At 72.4% G+C, this 315-nt stretch carries 1 pseudogene; it reads right to left on the bottom strand.

The features are described 5' to 3' along the window. Window positions 1-75 (bottom strand): annotated as a pseudogene (locus JHD73_RS30150) (flagellar biosynthesis protein FlgD); the annotation flags it as partial. Window positions 76-315 lie beyond the last annotated feature (240 nt).

The raw sequence follows: 315 nt of genomic DNA, 5'->3' as shown, positions 1-315 counted from the left end.
GATCTGAGCCAGCGTCTGCATGGCTTCCACCTGGCTCATCTGCGCAAACTGCGTGACGAACTGGCTGGCTTCCATCGGGGCGAGCGGATCCTGATTCTGGATCTGCGCGATCAGCAGTGTGGTGAACCTGTCTCTTATACACATCTGACGCTGCCGACGAAGGCCGTGGAGTGTAGATCTCGGTGGTGGCCGGAGCATTAAAAAGGGGGGGGGGGGGGGGGGGGGGGGGGGGGGGGGGGGGGGGGGGGGGGGGGGGGGGGGGGGGGGGGGGGGGGGGGGGGGGGGGGGGGGGGGGGGGGGGGGGGGGGGGGGGGG

The sequence above is a fragment of the Ralstonia sp. ASV6 genome (genome assembly GCF_016429285.1).
GTDB classification, from domain to species: domain Bacteria; phylum Pseudomonadota; class Gammaproteobacteria; order Burkholderiales; family Burkholderiaceae; genus Ralstonia; species Ralstonia flaminis.
Note: the sequence above shows the minus strand (reverse complement) of the source record. Positions and strands in the feature narration are given on the sequence as shown.